Below are 15,978 nucleotides of genomic sequence, written 5' to 3' on the forward strand. Positions count from 1 at the left end.
GAAGCTACGTATTGAACTCGGCCGTGGGTACCCCACGGCCGTTTGCTTATAAGCGATGCCGACATGCTAAATCTGGAATACATGTGGGGGCTGTTGCCGGTTCTTTTAAGCTACTTGCCGCTGACCCTTCAAATGGCGACCATCGCCATGCTGTTTGCGCTGGTGTTTGCCTGCCTATTGGCAGTGATTCGCGTGACTCGCGTGCCGCTGCTTAACGGTTTTTCACTGCTGTTTATCTCGTTTTTTCGCGGTACGCCGCTGCTCGTTCAGCTGTTCCTGTTCTATTACGGTCTGCCGCAGCTGGTAGAGGCGCTGGTGTCGATCAACGGCGTCACGGCGGCCATTCTGGGGCTGACGCTGCATTTCTCGGCGTACATGGCCGAGTCCATTCGCGCGGCAATCGTGGGGATCGACCGCAGCCAGACCGAAGCGGCGCTCTCTATCGGCATGACCCAGCCGCAGCTGATGCGGCGCATTATCCTGCCCCAGGCGACGCGCGTGGCTACCCCTACGCTGATGAACTACTTCATCGACATGATCAAGGCGACGTCGCTGGCCTTTACGCTGGGCGTCACCGAGCTGATGGGGGCGACGCAAAAAGAAGCCTCCAGCAGCTTCTTGTACCTTGAAGCCTTTCTGCTGGTGGCGATCATCTACTGGGTGGTGGTGGAATTGCTTTCCTGGGGGCAGCGGCACCTGGAAATTTATCTCAACAGGGCTTACCAACGATGATCTCCCTTGAGGCGGTGACCAAACGCTTTGGCAAGCAGAACGTGTTTGCCGATATCGACCTGACGCTCGAGCGGGGCGAGATCATCGTGATCATTGGCCCCTCGGGCACGGGAAAATCCACCCTGCTGCGCTGTATCAACTTTCTGGAGCGGCCGGAGTCAGGGCGTATTACCGTGGGCGATGTACAAGTCGATGCACAGCGCGCCAGCCGCTCGGACATACTGAAGCTGCGTCGGCGTACGGCGTTCGTGTTCCAGAACTACGGCCTGTTTGCCAACAAGACGGCGCTTCAGAATATCAGCGAAGGCATGATCGTGGTCGACAAGATACCCAAGGAGCAGGCCCATGCCCGCGCCCGGGAGATTCTCGAGCGTATCGGTTTGGCCGACAAGAGTGATGCCTATCCGGCCGCGCTTTCCGGTGGTCAGCAGCAGCGTATCGGCATCGGGCGCGCCATGGCTGCCAACGCGGATGTGATCCTGTTTGATGAGCCGACCTCATCGCTGGACCCACAGTGGGTAGGCGAGGTATTGAGCCTGATGAAGCAACTGGCATCCGAGCAACAGACCATGATTATCGTCACCCACGAAATGCAGTTCGCCCGGGATGTGGCAGACCGGGTGGTGTTCATGGATGAAGGGCAGATCATCGAGCAGGCCCCGCCTGAGGAGCTCTTCACCGCACCTAAAGACCCGCGCACGCAGCGTTTTCTGCGCAAGATACTGGCGCCCACCGGCCAGCCGCTGCCCTGAGCGCCCCCGAGGGGCGTGATACCCGCTAGCCTGGCGGCTTTACGCGTGATAGACTACGCCATCCTCTCAGACAAGACCCGTGGGCGGGCAGTCAAATCAGCTGCCGGTCACACACTTTGAATGAGCTTAAAGGCTCTTCAAATCAATTGGTTGTTACGGAAATGTCGTGATTGGGCGAAGGCCCTCCGACAAACACATAGTTAATCCGTTGCCGAATCAGCGGCAACCTTTATTCTCCAAGGAGATACCAGTGGCGAACAGCAAGCAAGCTCGCAAGCGCGCCCGCCAGGCCGAGAACCGTCGCGTCCTGAAAGCCAGCCAGCGCAGCATGGTCCGCACCTACATCAAGCGTGTGATCAAAGCGATCAACACCGGCGACCATGGCAAGGCAATGGAAGAGTTCAAGGTAATGCAGCCGGTCGTTGACCGTATTGCTGATAAAGACGTGCTTTCCAAGAAGAAAGCAGCGCGTCTGAAAAGCCGTTTGAACAAGCGTATCAAGGCACTGGCGGCGTAAGTCGGCAGGCGCCATAAAAAAACCGGCTGCGGCCGGTTTTTTTGTGTCTGATGGTTTTTCCTGGCGATAACGGATAAAAGCGATGACCTCGAGCACGCCCCCAAGCGACACCTCAACTGCTGTCAACGTGGCACCGGCGCGTGGGCTCATGCGCTCGGGGCTGGTGGTCAGCGTCATGACCATGCTGTCGCGGGTGATGGGGTTGGTACGTGACGTGGTGGTAGCAACGCTGCTGGGCGCAAGCGACGGGGCGGATGCCTTTTTCGTGGCGTTCAAGATCCCCAATTTCCTGCGCCGACTGTTTGCCGAAGGGGCCTTCAACCAGGCCTTTGTGCCGGTACTTTCCGAGTACTCGACTCAGCGCACCAAGCAGGAGATTCGCGAACTGTTGAACGCGGTGGCGGGTAGCCTGACCGCTTTGCTTGCGCTGATCACGGCGCTGGCGATGCTGTGCGCGCCCTGGCTCATCTGGGTGTTTGCGCCAGGCTTTGGCAACGACCCGGACAAACTCGCCCTGACCGCGGATATGCTGCGCCTGACGTTTCCGTACCTGCTGCTGATCTCGCTCACTGCGTTTTCCGGCAGCGTACTGAACACCTGGAACCGCTTTGCCGTGCCGGCCTTTACGCCGGTATTGCTGAACCTTTCGCTGATTGGCGCGGCGCTATTTCTGACGCCGCTGATGGATGAGCCCGCCATGGCGCTCGCCTGGGGCGTGCTGATTGCCGGTGCCGCCCAGCTGATATTCCAGGTACCGTTCTTGATGCGCATGGGGCTGATGCCCACACCCTGGCCCAACTTTGCCCATGAGGGCGTCAAGCGGATCCTGAAGCTGATGGCGCCGGCGCTGTTTGGCGTGTCGGTATCCCAGATCAACCTGCTGCTGGATACCGTGCTGGCTTCCTTGCTTGCCGCCGGCAGCGTCTCCTGGCTCTACTACTCGGATCGCCTGGTCGAGCTGCCACTGGGTGTGTTTGGTGTGGCCATCGGCACGGTGATTCTGCCTGCGCTCTCCAAGCGCCATGCCTCGCAGTCCAAGGCGCATTTCGCCGCCATGCTCGACTGGGCGCTGCGCGTGGTGCTGCTGCTGGGCTTGCCCGCCGCCCTGGCGCTGGGAGTGCTGGCCGAACCCTTGCTGATTACCCTGTTTCACTACGGGGCAATGACCGACACTGATATCCAGATGGCCGCCATGAGCCTGCGCGCCTACGCGTTTGGCCTGGTGGCGTTCATGCTGATCAAGGTGCTGGCGCCAGGCTTTTTTGCCCGACAGGACACCAAAACGCCGGTCAAGGTGGGTATTATCGCGATGATCGCCAATATGGTGTTCAACCTTATCTTGATCTGGCCGCTGGCCCACGCGGGGCTTGCCCTGGCAACGGCACTGTCGGCGTTTCTCAACGCCGGGCTACTGGGCTATCTGCTGTACAAGCAAGGCGTGCTGGTCTTCCAGCCCGGCTGGGGGCGCTATGCGGTACAGCTGGGCGGCGGCAGCGCACTGATGACCATCGCGCTTTATCTCGCCTCACCGGAGTGGCAGGCGTGGCTTGACTTCAGTATGTGGCAGCGCGTGGGCTGGGTGGCAATGCTTGTCGGACTCGGTGGCTCGCTTTACTTTGTCTGGCTGGCGGCGCTTGGCTTGCGGCCCCGCCACTTCAAGATGCAGAGTTGAATCTCGAGACTGATATAGAGAGAGTTAGACATTTAGTGCGGCGGGTTCGCTATAATCAGGGGTTTTTACGCTTCGCCAACGCCTGAAAAGGTGGGGAAAGGGGCAAACTACAACGGCTGAGGTGCCATGCGCGTCATTCGAGGTCTGCACAATCTGGCGGCGATCAACCAGGGTTGCGTGGCCACCATCGGTAATTTTGATGGTGTTCACCGTGGCCATCAGGCGATCTTGCAGCAGTGCCGTGAGCACGCTGCCCGCCTGAACGTGCCGTTAACGGTCGTGGTGTTCGAGCCCCAGCCGCGTGAATACTTTGCCGGCGACCAGGCGCCGCCCCGGCTGACGCGCCTGCGTGAAAAGGTGCGCCTGCTGGGCCAGCACGGTGCCGAGCAGGTGGTTTGTCTCCCTTTCAACAACGCGCTTCGCAGCCTGACCGGGCGTGAGTTCATCGATCGGGTGCTGATCAAGGGGCTGAACGTCAAACACCTGGTGGTGGGCGACGACTTCCGCTTTGGCTGTGACCGCCAAGGCGATTTTGCCCTGCTGGCGGCGGTGGGACGCGAGCGCGGCTTCGGGGTAGAGCATACCCGGACCTTTACGGTCGAAGGCGAACGGGTGTCGAGTTCGCGGGTACGCACGTTGCTTGCCAGCGGCAACTTTGCCGCAGCGGCTAGCCTGTTGGGCCGTGCCTACTCGGTAAGTGGCCGCGTGGTGCGCGACCAGCAGCTGGGGCGCACCATTGGTGTACCCACCGCGAATCTGCCGCTGTTGCCCCAGCCGCTGACCCTGCGCGGTGTATACGCCGTGACGGTCGCCCTTGAAAACGGCCGGCAGTACCAGGGCGTGGGCAACGTCGGCTTTCGGCCCACCGTGGGCTCCAAGCGGCCGACCCTGGAAGTTCACCTGTTTGATTTTCAGGGCGACCTCTACGGTCAGCGCATGACGGTATACCCCTGCGCACGGCTGCGAGGCGAAGTGAAGTTTGACGACTTTGATGCGCTGAAAGCGCAAATCGAGCGCGATCAGAGCCAGGCGCATGGCTACTTTGCGACGGCATTGGCTGACCGTCATTACGCGCTACCGCTGGCCTCGGCCCCGCTTTCTAATACTGTGGTCTCCAAGACTGTGGTCTCTAAGACTGTGGCTTCCAAGACAGTGGTTTCCAAGACAAATTCTTCTGATCCTTCTTCGGCGGATGACGCTGCCGATGCTAACAACGGCTGACCGAACCATGGACTATAAGCACACGCTAAACTTGCCTGAAACCGACTTTCCCATGCGTGGCATGTTGCCCAAGCAGGAGCCGGGGCGGGTGTCCCGCTGGCAGGACATGAACCTGTACCAGCGCCTGCGCGAAGCGCGTGCGGGCGCGCCGCTGTTCGTGCTGCACGATGGCCCTCCCTATGCCAACGGCAGTATCCATATCGGTCACGCCGTCAACAAGATTCTGAAAGACATCATCGTCAAATCGAAAAACCTGGCGGGCTTCGATGCCCCCTACGTGCCGGGCTGGGACTGCCACGGCCTGCCGATCGAGCACAAGGTGGAAACTACCCACGGCAAGCACCTGGAGCCTTCCAAAGCCCGGGCGCTGTGCCGTGAATACGCCGGTGCTCAGGTAGAAACCCAGCTGGCCGATTTCGTGCGTCTGGGGGTGATCGGTGATTGGCATCACCCTTACCGCACCATGGATTACGCCAACGAAGCCGGTGAAATTCGCGCGCTGGCCGATATGGTCGAAGCGGGCTACGTCTTCAAGGGTCTGAAGCCGGTCAACTGGTGTTTCGACTGCGGCTCGGCCCTGGCCGAAGCGGAGGTCGAGTATCAGGACAAGAAGTCCGACGCAATCGATGTCGCCTTCCCGGTAGAAGATGCCGAGAAGCTTGCCGCCGCGTTCGGCCTGAGTGCGCTGCCCAAGCCCGCCGCTGTCGTGATCTGGACCACCACGCCCTGGACCATCCCCGCCAACCAGGCGCTCAACGTGCACCCCGAGTTCACCTACGCGCTGGTGGATACCGGCGAGCGCTTGCTGCTTCTGGCCGAAGAGCTGGTGGAGAGCTGCCTTGAACGCTTTGGTCTGGAAGGCGAGGTCATTGCGACCACCCAAGGTGAGGCGCTTGACCTGATCAACTTCCGCCACCCGTTCTATGATCGCCTGTCGCCGGTGTATCTGGCGGATTACGTCGAGTCGGAAGTGGGCAGCACGGGTATCGTTCACTCCGCGCCGTCCTACGGCCTGGACGACTTCAATACCTGCCGCGCCCACGGCATGAGCTTTGACGACATGCGGGGGCCGGTGCAGGGCAATGGCGTGTACGTCGATGATCTGCCGTTCTTTGGCGGTCAGATGATCTGGAAGGCCAATCCGAATATCATCGAAAAGCTTGAAGACGTCGGCGCGCTGATGGCCCATAAGCCCATCGTACACAGCTACATGCACTGCTGGCGCCACAAGACGCCGGTCATCTACCGCGCGACGGCGCAGTGGTTCGTGGGCATGGATATCCAGGGCAAGGATGGCAAGACCCTGCGCGAGCGCGCGCTTGAAAGTATCGAAGCCACGCAGTTCACCCCCGCCTGGGGCCAGGCGCGCCTGCACAGCATGATCGCCAACCGCCCGGACTGGTGTATCTCGCGCCAGCGTAACTGGGGCGTGCCGATTCCCTTCTTCCTGCACAAGCAAACCGGCGAGCTGCACCCGCGTACCGTCGAACTGATGGAAGAGGTTGCCATGCGCGTGCAGGAGCAGGGCATCGATGCCTGGTTCAGCCTGGACGCCGCTGATCTTCTCGGCGCTGAGGCGGCCGAGTATGACAAGATCACCGATACGCTGGACGTGTGGTTCGATTCCGGTACCACCCACCGCCACGTGCTGCGCGGCTCGCACCCGCACGGCCACGAAAGCGGCCCGCGTGCCGATCTGTACCTGGAAGGCTCGGATCAGCATCGCGGCTGGTTCCACTCGTCACTCTTGACCGGCTCGGCCATCGACGGCCACGCGCCCTATCGTCAGCTGCTGACCCACGGCTTTACCGTGGACTCTCAAGGCCGCAAGCAGTCCAAGTCGCTGGGTAACGTGGTGGCGCCGCAGTCGGTGATGGACAAGCTTGGCGCCGACATTCTGCGCCTGTGGGTGGCTTCAACCGACTACTCCGGGGAAATGGCGGTCTCCGACGAGATCCTGAAGCGTACTGCAGATGTCTACCGGCGTATCCGTAACACTGCACGCTTTTTGCTCTCCAACCTCAACGGCTTCAATCCGGCAACGGATCAGGTCGCTTTTGGCGATATGCTGGCACTGGACCAGTGGGTGGTGGACCGTGCGGCCCAGCTCCAAGGGCGCATCGACAAGGCCTACGAAGAGTATCGCTTCCTCGATGTTTACCAGCAGGTGCACGGCTTCTGTGCCCGCGAGCTGGGCGGCTTCTACCTGGATGTGATCAAGGATCGCCAGTACACCACCCAGACAGATTCGCTGGCACGGCGCAGCGCCCAGACCGCGCTGTATCATGTGGTCGAAGCGCTTTCCCGCTGGGTCGCGCCGATTCTCTCGTTCACCGCCGAAGAGATTTTCGAGCATATCCCTGGCGCGCGTGGCGACAGCGTGCTGCTGGAAACGTACTACACGGGCCTGGGCACCCTGGAAGAAGGCGCCGAGATGGGCCGCGCTTTCTGGGAGCAGGTGCTCGAGGTCAAGCACGCGGTCAACAAGTGCCTGGAAGATGCGCGCAATGAAAAGGTGATAAAGGGCAGCCTGGCGGCGGAAGTGACGCTGTACGTCAGCGACGAGCTTAGCGCTACCCTTACCAAGCTGGGCGATGAGCTACGCTTTGTGATGCTGACCAGCGAAGTGCACCTGGCATCTTTGAGCGCGGCGGAAAATGCGGAGAGCACCGAGCTTGACGGTTTGAAAGTGGCGGTCAGCGCAAGCGATCATCAGAAGTGCGAGCGTTGCTGGCACCATCGCGCCGATGTCGGCACCCATGCGGACCATCCGGACCTGTGTGGCCGCTGTATCTCCAACCTGCCCGAGGGCAACGGCGAGACGCGCTACTATGCCTGATACTCTATCGAGCAGTGATGAAACCCTGCAGCGCCCCCCCATGCGCCAGCCGCTGCGCTGGCTGTGGGTGGCAGTGGCCGTTATCGTGGTGGATCTGACTACCAAGGCAATTGCCAGCAGTCAGCTGGGCTACCTGCAGCCGGTGGAAGTGCTGCCGTTTTTCAACCTGACGTTAATGCACAACACCGGGGCGGCATTCAGCTTTCTGGCCAGCCACCCCGGCTGGCAGCGCTGGTTTTTCGCCGTGATTGCGATTGGCGCAAGTGTTGGCCTGACCATCTGGCTTTCACGCGTGCGGGCGGATGAAAAGTTGCTGGCCATTTCGCTGCCCCTGATCATCGGTGGGGCGCTTGGCAATCTGTATGACCGTCTGGTGCATGGCTACGTGGTCGATTTTCTGTCGTTTCACGTTTCGGGCTGGTATTACCCGGCGTTTAACGTGGCGGATATCGGCATTACGCTGGGCGCCATTGGCCTGATCTGGGAGTCGGTAATGGGCGACCGGCGGCGCAGAAAAGCCCACCGCGCGAGTCTCTGAGTCCCCTTTTTATTTAGCCCCGGAGCTGGTTCAGGCCGGGGCGTTACCCTATAGCGAGCAGTCTCATGAGTGAATACCTGATTGATGACGGCATGGAAGTGACTCTTCACTTCACCCTGAAGCTTGAAGATGGCACGGTAGTGGACTCTACCAAGGAGAAAGCCCCGGCGATCTTTCAGTACGGGGATGGCAACCTGCCACCAGGCTTTGAGCACCCGATCAAGGGCATGGCCGCCGGTGAAACGGGTGCGTTTGAGGTATCGCCGGAGCATGCTTTTGGCCAGCACAACCCGCAGAATATTCAGACACTGAAGCGGGCCGACTTCGGTGATGAAGCGCCGGAAATCGGCATGGTGATGTCGTTTGCCGATAAAGCGGGAACGGAATTGCCCGGTGTGGTCAAAACCATCGAGGGCGATCGGGTTGAAGTCGACTTCAATCACCCGCTGGCCGGGCGTACGCTGACGTTTGAGGTCGAGGTACTCGACGTCAAACCGGTTACCACGCATTAATTCATCAAGCGATGCGCTTACGCATCAAGGCGATATCATGCAATCGACGCAAGCACAGCCCATTCAGATCAAACTAGCCAATCCGCGTGGTTTTTGTGCCGGCGTGGATCGCGCTATCGATATCGTCAATCGGGCGCTGGATGTCTTCGGCCCGCCGATCTACGTTCGCCACGAAGTGGTGCATAACCGCTTCGTGGTGGAAACCCTGCGCGAGCGTGGGGCGGTATTTGTCGAAGAGCTCGATGAAGTGCCTGATGACGTGATCGTCATCTTCTCGGCCCACGGCGTCTCCCAGGCCGTGCAGGAAGATGCCGAGCGGCGCGGCTTGAAAGTGTTTGATGCTACCTGCCCGCTGGTCACCAAGGTGCATATGGAAGTGCTTCGCTATGCCAAGCGTGGCCAGGAGTGCATCCTGATCGGCCACGAAGGCCACCCGGAAGTGGAAGGCACCATGGGGCGCTACGACACGACCCACGGTGGGCATATCTACCTGGTGGAGGATGAGCAGGACGTGGCCAAGCTTACGGTCAACGACCCTTCGACCCTGGCCTTCGTGACTCAGACCACGCTTTCCATGGATGACACGGCAAAAGTGATCGATGCGCTGCGCGAGAAGTTTCCGGAGATCAGCGGGCCGCGCAAGGACGACATCTGCTACGCCACGCAGAACCGGCAGGACGCCGTGCGCGAACTGGCCGCAGACAGCGACCTGGTATTGGTGGTAGGCAGTCCCAACAGCTCCAACTCCAACCGCCTGCGCGAGCTTTCCGAGCGTATGGGTACGCCCGCCTACCTGATCGACAATGCCGAGCAGATCGAAGGTGAATGGCTTGAAAGCGTCAGCCGCATTGGGGTGACGGCCGGAGCCAGCGCGCCGGAAGTGCTGGTGAAGGGCGTCATTGCCAAGCTGCAGTCGCTGGGGGCTACGGTGCCCGAAGAGCTCAAGGGGCGGGAAGAGAACATTACCTTTTCCATGCCCAAGGAGCTTCGCGAGCAGGTCATCGTCAGCAGTTGATGGGCTGAAGCCCTGGCCGAGACAGGAGCCTCCTTTGATTCAGGCGGTGTGCCCTTTCGCTGTACGCGCTGGCGATTCCCCGGAGGGCCAGCGCGGCTTCACGTTGATCGAGCTGGTAGTGGTGATGGCCATTCTCGGCCTGCTCGCCGCGATGGCGTACCCAAGCGTTATCCGCCATCAGCAGGCTGCCCTGCGCACCGATGCCCATGCCGGGCTCATGCAGGCCGCGGCCGAACTAGAGCGTTGCTATAGCCGCACCTTTACCTATCACGAATGCACGATTACGCCTGAATCCCCCGCCAAGCGCTATACCCTTGCTCCTTCAAGCATTACCCCGCATTACTACCTGATCAATGCCGCTTCCACCCAGAAGGATGGCTGTGCAGCGGCCATCACGCTCGATAGCCGTGGAGAGCGCTTGCCAAAGGCCTGCTGGTAAATGGCGCGCCAAGCAGGGTTTACGCTCATCGAGGCGTTGATCGCCCTGGCGCTGCTGGCATTCGGGCTGATGGGCGTGGCGGCCATGCAACTGACGTCGCTGCACAGCGCCGTGGCCGGGTTTCAGAGCTCACAGGCAAGCCTTGCCGCCATCGATGCCCAGGAGCGCGCCTGGTCGCGGCTCTCCCGCCGGCAGAGCTGTCGGCGTATCGACATGACCGCGCTGGAAAGCGACTGGCAGACGCAGTGGTTTGATGGGCCTCACGCACCGCTTGAACAGGCCACGGGCAGCCTCCGGCGCGCTTTCATGGAAAGCGGCTGTGAGCTGACGGTCTCCATCGTAACGAAAGCGCGCGACTCTGACCGTGCTGACGAGCGCTTTGACTACGTGTTTATCCTTCCAACGCTGGGGGAGGGGTGATGAGTAGCCGGCGCTCGGAGGGCTTCACGCTGGTGGAGGTCATGGTGGCCATGGTGATTGGTACCGTCATTATTCTGGGGGCGGGCCAGCTCGTACTCTCTACCTTTACCACCTTCGAGCGAGTAGACACCTTGAGCCGCCAGCAGGAGGCGCTGATCTTTGCCAGTCAGGCGCTCACAGAAGATATTCGCCGTGGTCAGGCACACCGCTATGAGGTCAGCGATTCGCTGGCAAGTGATGCCACCTGCACGCTGCGCCGGGATAGTCAGCCGTTGATCGAAGGGCTTTATAAAGGCCAGCGTGAATGCAGCGCACTCACGCTGTGGGAGAAGAACGCCCACGGTACCCCCGGCCTTTATCGGGTCACGCTCGAATTCGAGCAGGATAGGCGCAGGTTTACCTGGCATGTGATGCAACGCGACCAGGTCGTGTCGCAGGCGCTCCCGGAGGCCAGCCCATGAAGCGGCAGCGGGGCGCCGCGCTGGTGGTGGTCATGGGGCTTCTGTCTGTCGCGCTGATGATAGGTGTCGCCAGCCTGCGCTCTGCGCTGGTGGATGAGCGCTTGGCAGGTAACTACCGTGCCTTGGTGCAGACGCAAATGGTAGAAGAGAGCCTGTTGGCGGCAGCGGCAGGCAATACGCGTGCGGCGCAGCGTGACATCCTGTTCGACCGTCTGGCGGCAACCCTGGGCAGGGGTGAGCAGTTTGTGATTCAAGGGGAGGCGCTGGGGAGCCTGTTGAGTGCGGGCACGCTCAGTGCGCTGGCTCGCCAATGGCCGTTTGACCAGCAAGATTCAGGCGCCTCCTCATTGGCCAGGATTCCCACGCTTGTCGTACAGAAGCTGGATGGCAGTCGCTTGGCCGTTTTAACGGGGCGGCAGGTAGCGGGAGATACACAGCCCCAGGCGCAGCTGGTGTTTGTTTACACCGATACGGCTCCCCGCTGGCAACTGGCGCGCCTTCAATGAAGCCATTCGCCACGCGATGGGCGGCGCGTTATCATAGGGCTATTTGCCCAAGAGCCTGAATACAATGAGTCAAACTGCCAAAACCCGCGTACTGACCGGTATTACTACGACAGGTACTCCACACTTAGGCAACTACGTGGGAGCCATCAAGCCCGCCATCGAGGCGAGTCAGGACCCCAGCGTACAGTCGTTCTATTTTCTGGCGGATTACCACGCGCTTATCAAGTGCCAGGACCCAAAGCGGGTTCAGGAATCGCGCCTGGAAATTGCTGCCACCTGGCTGGCGCTGGGGCTGGATACCGACAACGCGATCTTTTACCGCCAGTCTGACCTCATGGAAGTCCAGGAGCTTTCCTGGATGCTCTCCTGTGTATGTGCCAAGGGGCTGATGAACCGCGCCCATGCCTACAAGGCAGCGGTGGCCGACAATGAAGAAGCGGGCAATCAGGATGCCGATAAAGGAGTCACCATGGGGCTGTTTGGCTACCCCGTGCTGATGGCAGCCGATATTCTGATGTTCAACGCCAATAAAGTGCCGGTGGGGCGTGACCAGATCCAGCATATCGAAATGGCGCGCGATATGGCCGGGCGCTTCAACCACCTCTATAAAGGCCAGTACTTTACCCTGCCGGAAGCCGTGGTAAGCGAGAAGGGCGAAGTGTTGAAGGGGCTCGATGGGCGCAAGATGTCCAAAAGTTATGACAACACCATCCCGCTGTTTTCCACCGAGAAAAAGCTTCAGAAGCTGGTGCGCAAGATCAAGACCAACTCACTTGAGCCGGGCGAGCCGAAAGACCCGGATACCTGTACGCTGTTCCAGATCTATTCCGCCTTTGCCTCCGATAGCGAAACCGCCGCGATGCGCGAGCAGTACGCCGCCGGCATCGGGTGGGGAGATGCCAAGAATCAGGTGTTCGAGTATCTTAACGCCCACCTGGCCGAGCCACGCGAGCGCTATACGGCGCTGATGGAAGACCCGGCGTATATCGAGAGCGTCCTGCAAAAGGGTGCCCTGCGCGCTCGCGAAGAAGCCGCCGTTACCATGGACAGGCTTCGCAGCGCCGTAGGCCTGGGGCGCTTTGTCTAAAGCGTGGTACCGACCAATAAAAACCCCTTCCAGTGGAAGGGGTTTTTTAATGCGAGCATCACGCAAAGGCTTAGCCTTCGATAGGTGCGCGCCAGTCGTCCGAGCCAGAAGTGCCGGCAACGGTGTGTTCCCAGTCAATCTTGCGGTACGCCAGAGAAACATCCATCAGCTGGGTAAATTCAGACTTGTTGATGTCCTGGGCGTGCGGCATACGCAGGTTGATATCCACGATAGTGGCATCGGTCAGCGTAGTAGTGAAGAAGTGCTCCTGCTTGCCTTCAACAGAGGTGCGGTACCATTTCAGCGCAACGTTGGGCAGCATTTCACCAGAGGCAAGTGCGTTGTACATCAGCGGCACGGCCTTGTTCAGTGCCACGGTGAACACGAACGGCTTGTGGGCACGCTGACCGGAAGGCTGACCTGACTGCGGGTCAGTCGGTACGGTGACGACATGCTTGAATTCCTGGACCAGCATTTCGTCTTCGTGGCCTTCAACGTAGATGTTGCCTACGGAATCAGGGGTGAATGCACCGGCAGTGATGTTGCCCTGAGTCTGGCCTTCGATGCTGATATAACATGGTGTTGGCATGATCTGCTCCTTGACGAAAAAAGTCATTGATGTCCAACGGACGGAAAAGATATAGCAATCTACATGCCATTATATTTTTATTTTTATTTTTCAATTGCTTAATATTTATAAGCTTTAATTATCTAACCGTAGTTAGGCAAAATATGGCTTGTTAAAAAGCAACTTGTTGCTTGCTTGGCAATGAGTTGCCTGCTTTTTTGGCCATCATGACAAAGGATGCAATGTTTGCTTTGGTGCGGTAACATTTGTATGCGAAAGTAACTATATGTTTCATCTGGCTTCGTTGCTGAACTATCTATCCCCTGATTATTTGCCAAAATTTCATGCTATGTGCTCTTTTTTGCGAAACGGTTTGTGCGTAAAAGCTGACAATCTGGTTAAGAGATTGCCGACAGTTTTTGTAAGACATTTCTTACAAATCATTCTTTTTTAGCAAATTAAAGTTAATTTAGAGGCTATTTGTCGCGATACGCATCAAAAATCAGCTTTATTTTCGATTTTTGCGTTGTCGAAGTGTTGTCTCATTTCCATAACCTAAGTAGAGAAATCACCCTCTTTTAGCTAACGTTACCTGATTAAGAATTGTTTGCGGTTACATTCAGAAACCTTCTTTCAGGGCAGAGTGCCATGGCTAAACAAGGGACCGTTGCGCCTAAAGAGCGCATCAATATCAAGTACGTGCCAGCTACCGATGGTCAGCAGGCCGATACCGAACTTCCGCTGAAGCTACTGGTAGTGGGCGACTTCAAGGGTGGGGAGGAAGAAACGCCTATTGAAGAGCGCCAAGCCGTTTCGGTTGATAAAAACAACTTCCAATCAGTAATGCGTGAAGCTGGCTTGACGCTTCAAACAGCGGTGCCTAATCGTCTGGATGATAGTGAAGAGTCTGGCGAAATCCCGGTTGATCTGACGTTCAAGTCCCTTGAGGACTTCTCTCCTGATGCCATCGCCAAACAGGTCCCCGAACTGCGCAAGCTGGTTGAGCTGCGTGAAGCGTTGGTTGCCTTGAAAGGCCCGCTGGGCAATGTTCCCGCATTTCGTGACCGTTTGCAGAAGCTTCTCGAGAACGATGATGCCCGCCAGCAGTTGCTGAACGAGCTCGAGCTGCTCGATCAAGATCGCAAGAGCGAATAACCATTTATCGCAAATAGCGTATCTATCAAACAGCAAAACGATTTCGAGGCACGGCGATGAGTAAAACGGCTAAGCAGCAAGCAACAGTAACAGAAGCAGCAGAAGGCTCGCTTCTGGACCAGGTGATGGCGCAGACAAGGATGGCGCCGGCGGATGAAGGATATGACGTTGCCAAGCAGGGTGTAGCGGCCTTCATTGCGGAGCTTTTAAACAGTAACGATGATGCGCCAACGGTCAACAAGTCGCTCGTCGACAACATGATCGTCGAGCTTGATCGCAAGATTAGCCATCAGGTCGATGAGATTCTGCATGAACGCGATTTTCAGCAGCTCGAATCCGCATGGCGAGGCCTGAAACTTCTCGTTGATCGCACCGATTTTCGTGAAAACATCAAGCTGGATGTCCTGCACGCGACCAAGCAGGAGCTGCTGGATGATTTCGAATTTGCTCCGGAAATCAGCCAGAGCGGCCTTTATCACCACGTGTATAACGCGGGCTATGGCCAGTTTGGCGGTGAGCCAGTTGCCGGTATTATCGGGCACTACGATTTCACGCCCTCAACACCGGATATGAAGCTTCTGCAGTATTCTGCCGCAGTAGGCGCCATGGCGCATGCGCCCTTCATGTCATCGGTGGCACCCTCTTTCTTCGGCATCGAAAGCTTTGAAGAACTGCCGAATATCAAGGATTTCAAGGCAATTTTTGAAGGGCCGAAATATGCCCGCTGGCGCAGCCTGCGTGAATCCGATGACGCCCGCTATCTGGGTCTGACGGCTCCACGTTTTCTGCTACGGACGCCTTATGACCCGGTCGAGAACCCTATCAAGACCTTCAACTATCGTGAAACGGTCAGTGAAGATCACGAGCATTACCTGTGGGGTAACACCTCCTATCTGCTGGCTGAGCGTCTGACAGACAGCTTCGCCAAATATCGCTGGTGCCCCAATATCATCGGTCCGCAAAGCGGTGGTGCCGTTGAAAATCTGCCGGTTCACACCTACGAAGCCTTTGGCCAGCTGCAGGCCAAGATCCCGACGGAAGTGCTGATTACCGACCGCCGCGAGTTCGAGATGGCCGAAGAGGGCTTTATCTCACTGACCATGCGCAAGGGCAGCGACAACGCGGCGTTCTTCTCGGCCAACTCGGTGCAAAAACCGAAGGTATTTCCCAATACCGCCGAAGGCAAGATGGCAGAAACCAACTTCAAGCTGGGTACCCAGCTCCCCTACATGTTCATCATCAATCGCCTGGCGCACTACGTCAAAGTGCTGCAGCGCGAGCAGATTGGCTCATGGAAAGAGCGTCAGGATCTGGAGCGAGAGCTCAACGCCTGGATTCGACAGTATGTTGCCGATCAGGAAAACCCGCCGGCAGACGTGCGCAGCCGCCGCCCGCTAAGGGCCGCCTCCATCCAGGTATCCGATGTCGAAGGAGAGCCAGGCTGGTATCAGGTCTCCATGTCGGTACGCCCGCATTTCAAATACATGGGGGCAAACTTTGAGCTATCACTGGTCGGACGTCTCGACAAGGAATAAAGGGCTGGC

General features: G+C 58.5%; 17 protein-coding genes. 16 read left to right on the forward strand and 1 reads right to left on the reverse strand.

Features of this window, described 5'->3' with window-relative positions:
- The first annotated feature begins 63 nt into the window (after nucleotides 1-63).
- The 14 genes from B0H98_RS11640 (at nucleotide 64) to B0H98_RS11705 (ending at nucleotide 12,711) form a co-directional block, all read left to right on the forward strand.
- Nucleotides 64-732, forward strand: coding sequence for an amino acid ABC transporter permease (locus tag B0H98_RS11640; protein WP_106375227.1), 669 nt, complete (start codon nucleotides 64-66; stop codon nucleotides 730-732).
- Nucleotides 729-1,484 carry an amino acid ABC transporter ATP-binding protein gene (locus B0H98_RS11645; protein ID WP_106375228.1) on the forward strand — a complete coding sequence of 252 codons (756 nt, stop codon included), beginning with the start codon at nucleotides 729-731 and terminating at the stop codon, nucleotides 1,482-1,484. Before B0H98_RS11640 ends, B0H98_RS11645 begins: the two co-directional genes overlap by 4 nt.
- Nucleotides 1,485-1,734: 250 nt before the next feature.
- Nucleotides 1,735-2,001, forward strand: coding sequence for a 30S ribosomal protein S20 (rpsT, locus tag B0H98_RS11650; protein WP_106375229.1), 267 nt, complete (start codon nucleotides 1,735-1,737; stop codon nucleotides 1,999-2,001).
- A gap of 82 nt (nucleotides 2,002-2,083) precedes the next feature.
- Nucleotides 2,084-3,673 (forward strand): murein biosynthesis integral membrane protein MurJ, encoded by a 1,590-nt coding sequence (murJ, locus tag B0H98_RS11655; RefSeq protein WP_106375230.1) that lies wholly within the window; start codon nucleotides 2,084-2,086, stop codon nucleotides 3,671-3,673.
- A 126-nt stretch (nucleotides 3,674-3,799) separates the two neighbouring features.
- Nucleotides 3,800-4,894: a bifunctional riboflavin kinase/FAD synthetase gene (gene ribF / locus B0H98_RS11660; protein WP_106375231.1), complete on the forward strand. Its 1,095-nt coding sequence runs from the start codon at nucleotides 3,800-3,802 to the stop codon at nucleotides 4,892-4,894.
- A gap of 7 nt (nucleotides 4,895-4,901) precedes the next feature.
- The gene (gene ileS, locus B0H98_RS11665) at nucleotides 4,902-7,733 is read left to right on the forward strand and encodes an isoleucine--tRNA ligase (RefSeq protein WP_208623612.1); all 2,832 of its coding nucleotides are present in this window, start codon (nucleotides 4,902-4,904) and stop codon (nucleotides 7,731-7,733) included.
- A complete protein-coding gene (lspA, locus tag B0H98_RS11670; RefSeq protein ID WP_106375232.1) occupies nucleotides 7,726-8,271 on the forward strand; it encodes a signal peptidase II in 546 nt (181 codons plus the stop codon). The genes ileS and lspA overlap by 8 nt, the downstream gene beginning before the upstream one ends.
- A gap of 65 nt (nucleotides 8,272-8,336) precedes the next feature.
- Nucleotides 8,337-8,783, forward strand: a complete 447-nt coding sequence (fkpB, locus tag B0H98_RS11675) for an FKBP-type peptidyl-prolyl cis-trans isomerase (RefSeq protein WP_106375233.1) — start codon at nucleotides 8,337-8,339, stop codon at nucleotides 8,781-8,783.
- 37 nt (nucleotides 8,784-8,820) lie between these two features.
- Nucleotides 8,821-9,798 carry a 4-hydroxy-3-methylbut-2-enyl diphosphate reductase gene (gene ispH, locus B0H98_RS11680; RefSeq protein ID WP_106375234.1) on the forward strand — a complete coding sequence of 326 codons (978 nt, stop codon included), beginning with the start codon at nucleotides 8,821-8,823 and terminating at the stop codon, nucleotides 9,796-9,798.
- Nucleotides 9,799-9,832: 34 nt separating this feature from the next.
- Complete coding sequence (locus B0H98_RS11685; protein ID WP_167392675.1) at nucleotides 9,833-10,237, forward strand: type IV pilin protein; 405 nt, start codon at nucleotides 9,833-9,835, stop codon at nucleotides 10,235-10,237.
- A complete protein-coding gene (locus B0H98_RS11690) occupies nucleotides 10,238-10,657 on the forward strand; it encodes a prepilin-type N-terminal cleavage/methylation domain-containing protein (protein ID WP_106375236.1) in 420 nt (139 codons plus the stop codon). It begins immediately after the preceding gene.
- A complete protein-coding gene (locus B0H98_RS11695) occupies nucleotides 10,657-11,118 on the forward strand; it encodes a PilW family protein (RefSeq protein WP_106375237.1) in 462 nt (153 codons plus the stop codon). Before B0H98_RS11690 ends, B0H98_RS11695 begins: the two co-directional genes overlap by 1 nt.
- Complete coding sequence (locus tag B0H98_RS11700; RefSeq protein ID WP_106375238.1) at nucleotides 11,115-11,624, forward strand: pilus assembly PilX family protein; 510 nt, start codon at nucleotides 11,115-11,117, stop codon at nucleotides 11,622-11,624. Before B0H98_RS11695 ends, B0H98_RS11700 begins: the two co-directional genes overlap by 4 nt.
- A gap of 64 nt (nucleotides 11,625-11,688) precedes the next feature.
- Complete coding sequence (locus B0H98_RS11705) at nucleotides 11,689-12,711, forward strand: tryptophan--tRNA ligase (RefSeq protein WP_106375239.1); 1,023 nt, start codon at nucleotides 11,689-11,691, stop codon at nucleotides 12,709-12,711.
- A gap of 70 nt (nucleotides 12,712-12,781) precedes the next feature.
- On the opposite strand, the gene B0H98_RS11710 is transcribed toward B0H98_RS11705, so the two are convergent.
- A complete protein-coding gene (locus B0H98_RS11710) occupies nucleotides 12,782-13,300 on the reverse strand; it encodes an Hcp family type VI secretion system effector (protein ID WP_106375240.1) in 519 nt (172 codons plus the stop codon).
- A 627-nt stretch (nucleotides 13,301-13,927) separates the two neighbouring features.
- On the opposite strand from B0H98_RS11710, the gene tssB reads away from it, so the two are divergent.
- Complete coding sequence (tssB, locus tag B0H98_RS11715; RefSeq protein ID WP_106375241.1) at nucleotides 13,928-14,434, forward strand: type VI secretion system contractile sheath small subunit; 507 nt, start codon at nucleotides 13,928-13,930, stop codon at nucleotides 14,432-14,434.
- 56 nt (nucleotides 14,435-14,490) lie between these two features.
- Complete coding sequence (tssC, locus tag B0H98_RS11720) at nucleotides 14,491-15,969, forward strand: type VI secretion system contractile sheath large subunit (RefSeq protein WP_106375242.1); 1,479 nt, start codon at nucleotides 14,491-14,493, stop codon at nucleotides 15,967-15,969.
- Nucleotides 15,970-15,978 lie beyond the last annotated feature (9 nt).

Source organism: Vreelandella songnenensis, assembly GCF_003002925.1.
Classification (GTDB): domain Bacteria; phylum Pseudomonadota; class Gammaproteobacteria; order Pseudomonadales; family Halomonadaceae; genus Vreelandella; species Vreelandella songnenensis.

Excerpts from the sequence above, each read along its gene's own strand:
- B0H98_RS11710 (WP_106375240.1), bottom strand. The coding sequence starts at position 13,300 with ATGCCAACACCATGTTATATCAGCATCGAAGGCCAGACTCAGGGCAAC.
- lspA (WP_106375232.1), top strand. The coding sequence starts at position 7,726 with ATGCCTGATACTCTATCGAGCAGTGATGAAACCCTGCAGCGCCCCCCC.
- ribF (WP_106375231.1), top strand. The coding sequence starts at position 3,800 with ATGCGCGTCATTCGAGGTCTGCACAATCTGGCGGCGATCAACCAGGGT.
- B0H98_RS11705 (WP_106375239.1), top strand. The coding sequence starts at position 11,689 with ATGAGTCAAACTGCCAAAACCCGCGTACTGACCGGTATTACTACGACA.
- B0H98_RS11640 (WP_106375227.1), top strand. The coding sequence starts at position 64 with ATGCTAAATCTGGAATACATGTGGGGGCTGTTGCCGGTTCTTTTAAGC.
- B0H98_RS11695 (WP_106375237.1), top strand. The coding sequence starts at position 10,657 with ATGAGTAGCCGGCGCTCGGAGGGCTTCACGCTGGTGGAGGTCATGGTG.
- ispH (WP_106375234.1), top strand. The coding sequence starts at position 8,821 with ATGCAATCGACGCAAGCACAGCCCATTCAGATCAAACTAGCCAATCCG.
- tssB (WP_106375241.1), top strand. The coding sequence starts at position 13,928 with ATGGCTAAACAAGGGACCGTTGCGCCTAAAGAGCGCATCAATATCAAG.
- tssC (WP_106375242.1), top strand. The coding sequence starts at position 14,491 with ATGAGTAAAACGGCTAAGCAGCAAGCAACAGTAACAGAAGCAGCAGAA.
- B0H98_RS11690 (WP_106375236.1), top strand. The coding sequence starts at position 10,238 with ATGGCGCGCCAAGCAGGGTTTACGCTCATCGAGGCGTTGATCGCCCTG.
- fkpB (WP_106375233.1), top strand. The coding sequence starts at position 8,337 with ATGAGTGAATACCTGATTGATGACGGCATGGAAGTGACTCTTCACTTC.
- B0H98_RS11700 (WP_106375238.1), top strand. The coding sequence starts at position 11,115 with ATGAAGCGGCAGCGGGGCGCCGCGCTGGTGGTGGTCATGGGGCTTCTG.
- murJ (WP_106375230.1), top strand. The coding sequence starts at position 2,084 with ATGACCTCGAGCACGCCCCCAAGCGACACCTCAACTGCTGTCAACGTG.
- B0H98_RS11645 (WP_106375228.1), top strand. The coding sequence starts at position 729 with ATGATCTCCCTTGAGGCGGTGACCAAACGCTTTGGCAAGCAGAACGTG.
- ileS (WP_208623612.1), top strand. The coding sequence starts at position 4,902 with ATGGACTATAAGCACACGCTAAACTTGCCTGAAACCGACTTTCCCATG.